Consider the following 6,301-nt stretch of genomic DNA (forward strand, 5'->3'; position numbering starts at 1 on the left):
CAATGGCAGTATCCGACTACACTCCTGTTTATATGACGGGGCTTGAGGAAGTTCAATCTAGTTCCAATCTAGAAGAATTTTTAAGCAAGCAGAATCATCAGGCTAAGATTTCTTCAACTGATGAGGTTCAGGTTTTATTCCTGAAGAAAACACCCAAAATTATCTCTCTAGTCAAGGAGTGGAATCCTGCTATTCATCTGATTGGTTTCAAACTGCTGGTTGATGTCTCTGAGGATTATCTCATCGAGATTGCTAGAAAAAGTCTTATCAAGAACCTAGCAGACTTAATCATTGCAAATGACCTGACTCAAATTTCAGCAAACCAGCATCGTGCAATCTTTGTTGAAAAAGATCAGCTTCAAACAGTCCAGACTAAAGAAGAAATTGCAGAACTCCTCCTTGAAAAAATTCAAGACTATCATTCATAGAAAGGAAAACTATGGCAAACATTCTCTTGGCTGTAACGGGCTCAATCGCCTCTTATAAGTCGGCAGATTTAGTCAGTTCTCTAAAAAAACAAGGCCATCAAGTCACTGTCTTAATGACTCAGGCTGCTACAGAGTTTATTCAACCATTGACACTACAGGTCTTATCACAGAGTCCTGTCCACCTAGATGTCATGAAGGAACCCTATCCAAATCAAGTCAATCATATTGAACTTGGAAAAGAAACTGATCTATTTATCGTAGTACCTGCAACTGCTAACACTATTGCAAAACTAGCCCACGGCTTTGCGGACAACATGGTAACCTGTACGGCTCTAGCCTTGCCCAGTCATATTCCTAAACTCATCGCACCTGCTATGAATACAAAAATGTATGACCATCCAGCAACTCAGGCTAATCTGAAAACATTAGAAACCTACGGCTATCAGCTGATTGCTCCTAAGGAATCCCTACTGGCTTGTGGAGACCACGGACGAGGAGCCTTAGCTGACCTCACAATTATTTTAGAAAGAATAAAGGAAACTCTCGATGAAAAAACGCTCTAACATTGCACCTATTGCCATCTTTTTTGCAACCATGCTCGTGATTCACTTTCTGAGCTCACTTATCTTTAACCTTTTTCCATTTCCAATCAAACCGACCATTGTTCATATTCCTGTCATTATTGCCAGCATTATCTACGGACCACGCGTTGGGGTTACACTTGGATTTTTGATGGGGCTACTTAGCTTGACAGTTAATACGATTACAATTCTACCAACAAGCTACCTCTTCTCACCATTCGTACCAAACGGGAACATCTACTCAGCTATCATTGCCATCGTCCCACGTATTTTGATTGGTTTAACTCCTTATCTAGTCTATAAACTGATGAAAAATAAAACTGGTCTGATTTTAGCTGGTGCCCTTGGTTCACTTACCAACACAGTCTTTGTACTTGGTGGAATTTTCTACCTTTTTGGAAATGTCTTTGATGGTAATATCCAAAAACTCCTAGCAACTGTTATCTCAACAAATTCGATTGCTGAATTAGTTATTTCTGCAGTTCTAACCCTAGCCATTGTTCCAAGACTACAAACATTGAAGAAATAAAAACAATCTCCGCTTTCATACTTGAAGGTGGAGATTTTGTTTGATGTAGTTTGTGTTTTTAGTGAAATGTTTACGAGTCTTTAATTAAAAAAATGGCCTATAAACTTAAGTAAATCCTTGCTTTATTGTCTTGTTTATTGTACTATACTAGTGTATATACAGACAAAAAGGAGATTCTTATGAATACACGGAAAAAGACACAATTTATGACAATGACTGCCCTCTTAACGGCTATTGCGATTTTGATTCCAATCGTTATGCCTTTTAAGATTGTCATTCCACCTGCTTCTTACACTTTGGGAAGCCACATCGCTATTTTTATTGCCATGTTCTTATCGCCCTTGATGGCTGTTTTTGTCATCCTAGCCTCTAGTTTTGGATTTTTGATGGCTGGCTATCCCATGGTGATCGTTTTTCGAGCTTTTTCCCATATCTTTTTTGGGACTTTGGGGGCTCTTTACCTACAAAAATTCCCCGATACCCTAGATAAACCAAAAGCTTCCTGGATTTTCAACTTTGTGTTAGCGCTTGTCCATGCCCTTGCTGAAGTATTGGCCTGTGTCGTTTTTTACGCAACTTCTGGTACCAATGTAGAAAATATGTTTTATGTTCTATTTGTACTAGTTGGATTTGGCACAATTATTCATAGTATGGTAGACTATACATTAGCACTAGCTGTCTATAAAGTGCTTCGAAAACGCCGTTAAAAAGGAAAAGCTATGACAAAAGATCGCAAACAAGCCCTGCTCCAACTCTTGAAAGAAGCTCCTAAAGCCCTTAATGGCCAAAGTTTGGCGGAACATTTTCATGTCACACGTCAGGTCATTGTACAGGACATTGCAATTTTAAGAGCCGATGGTGCTCCTATCCTATCCACCAATCGTGGCTACATCTATAAGCAAATTGAAACCAATCCTTATGTTCACAAACTTTTCAAAGTGAAACATGAAGTTGAAGAAATCGGTCAAGAACTCTTTGCTATCGTTGATAATGGTGGACGTGTTCAAAATACCTTGATTGACCATCCCGTCTATGGAGAAATTGAAACCTTACTTAAACTGTCTTGTCGCAGAGATGTGCAACATTTTCTAGAGCAAGTCGAACATTCAGATTTTAGACCTCTGTCTGAATTGACAGATGGCATCCACTACCACCTAGTTGAAGCCGAAACACAACAAGACCTCCACTATATCGAGGAGGCCTTGGATCGGCTAGGTTATTTAGTAAAGGATTAGAAAATTTTCTTTTCCCAATCGTCTTTTGTACGGCGAGGGTAGAAAAATTCAGATTTGTCCGGAGCTTCCATCATCTCCATCAAAGGTAGCATATCATAGGCCAGATCCAAGTTTGGAATCTGGTCTTTTTGCACCCAAAAGCTCAAATACTAACAATAATATTTAAAAACTACATTGAATGAAAATTAACAACTACCTATTTACTAAAAATATATCACCAGTTATGTTGATCAACATTATCCTTAGTCACAAGATAAATTGGAGAAACTGTTTCTTTTTCCAGTTTTTTCCCTTGATAATGATCTATTGCTGATTGAATAGCAATTTCACCCATCTTAGCTGGTTGCTGAGCAATAGTGGCAGTAATATCACCTTTTGCAATAGCATCATGTGCATCTGGTTGACCATCAATACCAACAATTAATACATTGCTAAGACCAGCTGCTTTTACTGCTTGTGCAGCTCCTAACGCCATCTCATCATTCTGTGCAAAGATTGCTTGTACTTCTTTGTTTCCTTGAATCATATTTTGCGCTGTATTCAAAGCTTTTGCGCGGTCAAAATTAGCGGATTGACTAGAAAGAACATCTAAATTTGTCTTTGAAATTTGTTCAAATCCTTTACCTCTATCTACAGTTGCAGAAGCGCCAGGGACTCCTGATAATTCAAAAGTTTTTGCTTTTTCTCCCAATTGCTTGGTAATAAATTCTGCAGCCATTTTACCTGCTTCTACGTTATCAGAAGCAACAGTTGTCAAGACTTCACCTCCATTACTACCGCGGTCAATTAAGATTACCGGAATATTTGCATTATTAGCAGCTTTAATAGATGTAACAATTGCATCAGAATCAACTGGATTAATTAGTAAAGCATCAACATTTTGACTAATAAAATTTTGAATATCATCTGCTTGTCTAGCAGCATCATCTTGTGCATCTGCTATCTTCAAAGTTACTTCTTTTTCTCTTGCGGCTTTTTCAAGACCATCTTTCATAGCTACAAAATAGGGATTGTTAGTAGTCGAAATAGAAACTCCTAATTTTAATTCTTTTGCCGACTTTTGAATCGTAGATTTATTATCATTTGATGAATTTCCTAAACCAGTTTTTCCACAAGCTACTAAAGCAAAAATAAATGTTACAAACAAAGCAAAAATGCTAATTTTTTTAATAATTTTCATGTTATTACTCCTCGTAATATATATCTATAGGGATAATTTCCATCCCGACTATTGTTCATCATTTCTTAACTATTACTAAATTTTTCTGAACAGTATTTTTAGTAAATAGACTCCGTGTATTTCCCTTTTATTAGTTTATAAGTTCGTCATCTAATAAATTGTTACTATTTCCAAAAAAACTTGCAAAATGATTCTACTGTTTTACAACTTTAAAACGATCAATCAGAACAGCAATTAAGATTACAACTCCTTTTACCACTTGTTGCCAAAATGCTGAAACACCAATAATATTAAGTCCATTATTCAAAACTCCAATAATTAAAGCACCTATTAGAGTCCCAAGTATACGACCTTTACCTCCAGATAAAGAGGTTCCTCCAAGAACAACAGCTGCAATAGCATCCATTTCATAACTAGCACCTGCTGTTGGTTGAGCAGAACTTAAGCGTGATGTTATAATCAATCCAGAAATTGAAGCCATAATACCTGAAATTGAATAAATGATAATTTTCACTTTATTTAGTTTCACACCTGATATATATGCTGCTTTTTCATTCCCCCCTATAGCATACACAGATTTACCAAATGCTGTTTTATGAAGTAAAACATATAAAACAATAAATACAATAAACATAATAATTACAGGAAATGGAATTCCGACTATGTAACCTTGCCCCAAAAATTGAAATAAGAATGTATCACTTAATCCTTTTGTGATAGGATTCCCATTTGTATAAACAAGTGTTGCGCCTCTAAAAATAGTCATAGTTGCTAAAGTAACGATAAATGGAGCTAATTTCCCGTAGGAAATCAACAAACCATTCATCATCCCCAGAATGCAACCCAAAATTAAAGAGATGAGAATTGCTAATGTAACAGGCATTCCAGATCCTAATAGGCCAGCTGTGAGCGCACTGGATAAGGCTAAAATTGATCCAACTGATAAATCAATTCCACCTGTTAGAATAACAAAGGTCATTCCAAAAGCGATCAGTGCATTTGATGTTACTTGCAATAGTAAATTTAACAGATTATTTGCTGTTAAAAAATTTGAATTGATAATAGTGATGACAGCCATTAAAATTATCAATGCTATTACCGTTGTCAATTCTGACATATACTTCATAGTATTTTTCACACTATTGTCCCCCTGTAGCTAGTTGCATAACTTTTTCTTGTGTAGCTTCTTGACGTGTTAATTCTCCACTAATTCTTCCTTCATGCATGACCATAATGCGATCACTGACTCCGATCACTTCTGGTAAATCTGAAGATACCATAATAATCGGCACACCTCGTTCAGCCAATTCATTCATTAATTGGTAAATTTCACGCTTAGCACCAACATCTACCCCACGAGTTGGCTCATCTAGAATCAGTACTTTTGGAGCAATACCTATCCATTTTGCTAAAACTACTTTCTGTTGATTACCACCAGAAAGTGTTCCAACTTCCTTATCTGGATAACCTGATTTAATTCGTAGCCTATCTATTAAACGTTGTACAAATATATCACTTGTTTTATTATCGAAAATGCCATTTTTAACAAAATCACGAGTACTAGGTAAAGTCATATTATCTTTAATAGAAAAATCTAAAATCAATCCCTCATCTTTACGATCTTCTGTTAAGAAACCAATTCCATGCTTAATTGCTTCAAAAGGATTTTTAATTATCAGTTGTTCTTCGTTTATTATAATTTGACCAGATTTTAAAGAATCAATTCCAAAAATTGCTCGCATTATTTCAGTACGACCAGCACCCATCAAACCAGAAAAACCAAGAATTTCCCCTTGACGTACATAGAAAGAAATATTCGTAAAAGCAGAACCAGAAAGATTCTTAGCTTGAAAAACAATATTCCCAATCTCAGCCTTTTTTTCTGGATAATAATCTTCTAATTCACGACCTACCATCTTCTGAACTAATTCATCCGCATTAGTTAAGTTCGTTTTCTTGGTATCAATTACAAACCCATCCCTCATAACAGTTATAAGATCTATAATCTTAAAGATTTCTTCCATCCGATGTGAAATATACACAATACCTACACCATCAGATTTTAATCCTTCTATCACTTTAAAAAGTGTTTCAGTTTCACGATCAGTTAAAGCTGCTGTGGGTTCATCCATAATTAATAAGGAAACTTCTGATAATAGACATTTTGCTATTTCTATCATTTGTTGTTGTCCGACTGATAATTGACCAATGATTGCATCGAGAGGAATAGATATATTAAGACGTTTAAATGCTTCTTTAGCTTTCCTTTCCATACTAGCTTTATCTAGAAACCCAATCGAATTTTTAATTTCTCTTCCTAAAAAAAGATTATCAAGTACAGTCATATC

At 35.9% G+C, this 6,301-nt stretch carries 8 protein-coding genes and 1 pseudogene; 5 read left to right on the forward strand and 4 right to left on the reverse strand.

The features are described 5' to 3' along the window. The 5 genes from coaB to ADI58_RS09055 all read left to right on the forward strand — a co-directional run. Window positions 1–428: phosphopantothenate--cysteine ligase (gene coaB, locus ADI58_RS09035; protein ID WP_049522334.1), on the forward strand; the 428-nt coding region annotated here is incomplete at its 5' end. Window positions 429–439: 11 nt separating this feature from the next. Then, window positions 440–991 carry a phosphopantothenoylcysteine decarboxylase gene (coaC, locus tag ADI58_RS09040; protein WP_049522335.1) on the forward strand — a complete coding sequence of 184 codons (552 nt, stop codon included), beginning with the start codon at window positions 440–442 and terminating at the stop codon, window positions 989–991. Continuing rightward, window positions 975–1,538 carry an ECF transporter S component gene (locus ADI58_RS09045; protein WP_000747412.1) on the forward strand — a complete coding sequence of 188 codons (564 nt, stop codon included), beginning with the start codon at window positions 975–977 and terminating at the stop codon, window positions 1,536–1,538. Before coaC ends, ADI58_RS09045 begins: the two co-directional genes overlap by 17 nt. A gap of 179 nt (window positions 1,539–1,717) precedes the next feature. Continuing rightward, a complete protein-coding gene (locus ADI58_RS09050) occupies window positions 1,718–2,245 on the forward strand; it encodes an ECF transporter S component (protein WP_001097393.1) in 528 nt (175 codons plus the stop codon). A 12-nt stretch (window positions 2,246–2,257) separates the two neighbouring features. Further along, complete coding sequence (locus ADI58_RS09055; RefSeq protein ID WP_049522337.1) at window positions 2,258–2,773, forward strand: transcription repressor NadR; 516 nt, start codon at window positions 2,258–2,260, stop codon at window positions 2,771–2,773. Here the strand turns inward: ADI58_RS09055 and ADI58_RS09060 are convergent. From ADI58_RS09060 to ADI58_RS09075, 4 genes and pseudogenes are all read right to left on the reverse strand, one after another. Continuing rightward, window positions 2,770–2,910, reverse strand: a pseudogene (locus ADI58_RS09060) (8-oxo-dGTP diphosphatase); the annotation flags it as partial. The gene ADI58_RS09055 and the pseudogene ADI58_RS09060 overlap by 4 nt on opposite strands. 77 nt (window positions 2,911–2,987) lie before the next feature. Beyond that, window positions 2,988–3,953, reverse strand: coding sequence for a substrate-binding domain-containing protein (locus ADI58_RS09065; RefSeq protein WP_049522339.1), 966 nt, complete (start codon window positions 3,951–3,953; stop codon window positions 2,988–2,990). A gap of 193 nt (window positions 3,954–4,146) precedes the next feature. Continuing rightward, complete coding sequence (locus ADI58_RS09070) at window positions 4,147–5,091, reverse strand: ABC transporter permease subunit (RefSeq protein WP_004248623.1); 945 nt, start codon at window positions 5,089–5,091, stop codon at window positions 4,147–4,149. A gap of 1 nt (window position 5,092) precedes the next feature. Then, window positions 5,093–6,301: sugar ABC transporter ATP-binding protein (locus ADI58_RS09075; RefSeq protein WP_049522342.1), on the reverse strand; the 1,209-nt coding region annotated here is incomplete at its 5' end.

The sequence above is a fragment of the Streptococcus mitis genome (assembly GCF_001074635.1).
Taxonomy (GTDB): domain Bacteria; phylum Bacillota; class Bacilli; order Lactobacillales; family Streptococcaceae; genus Streptococcus; species Streptococcus mitis_E.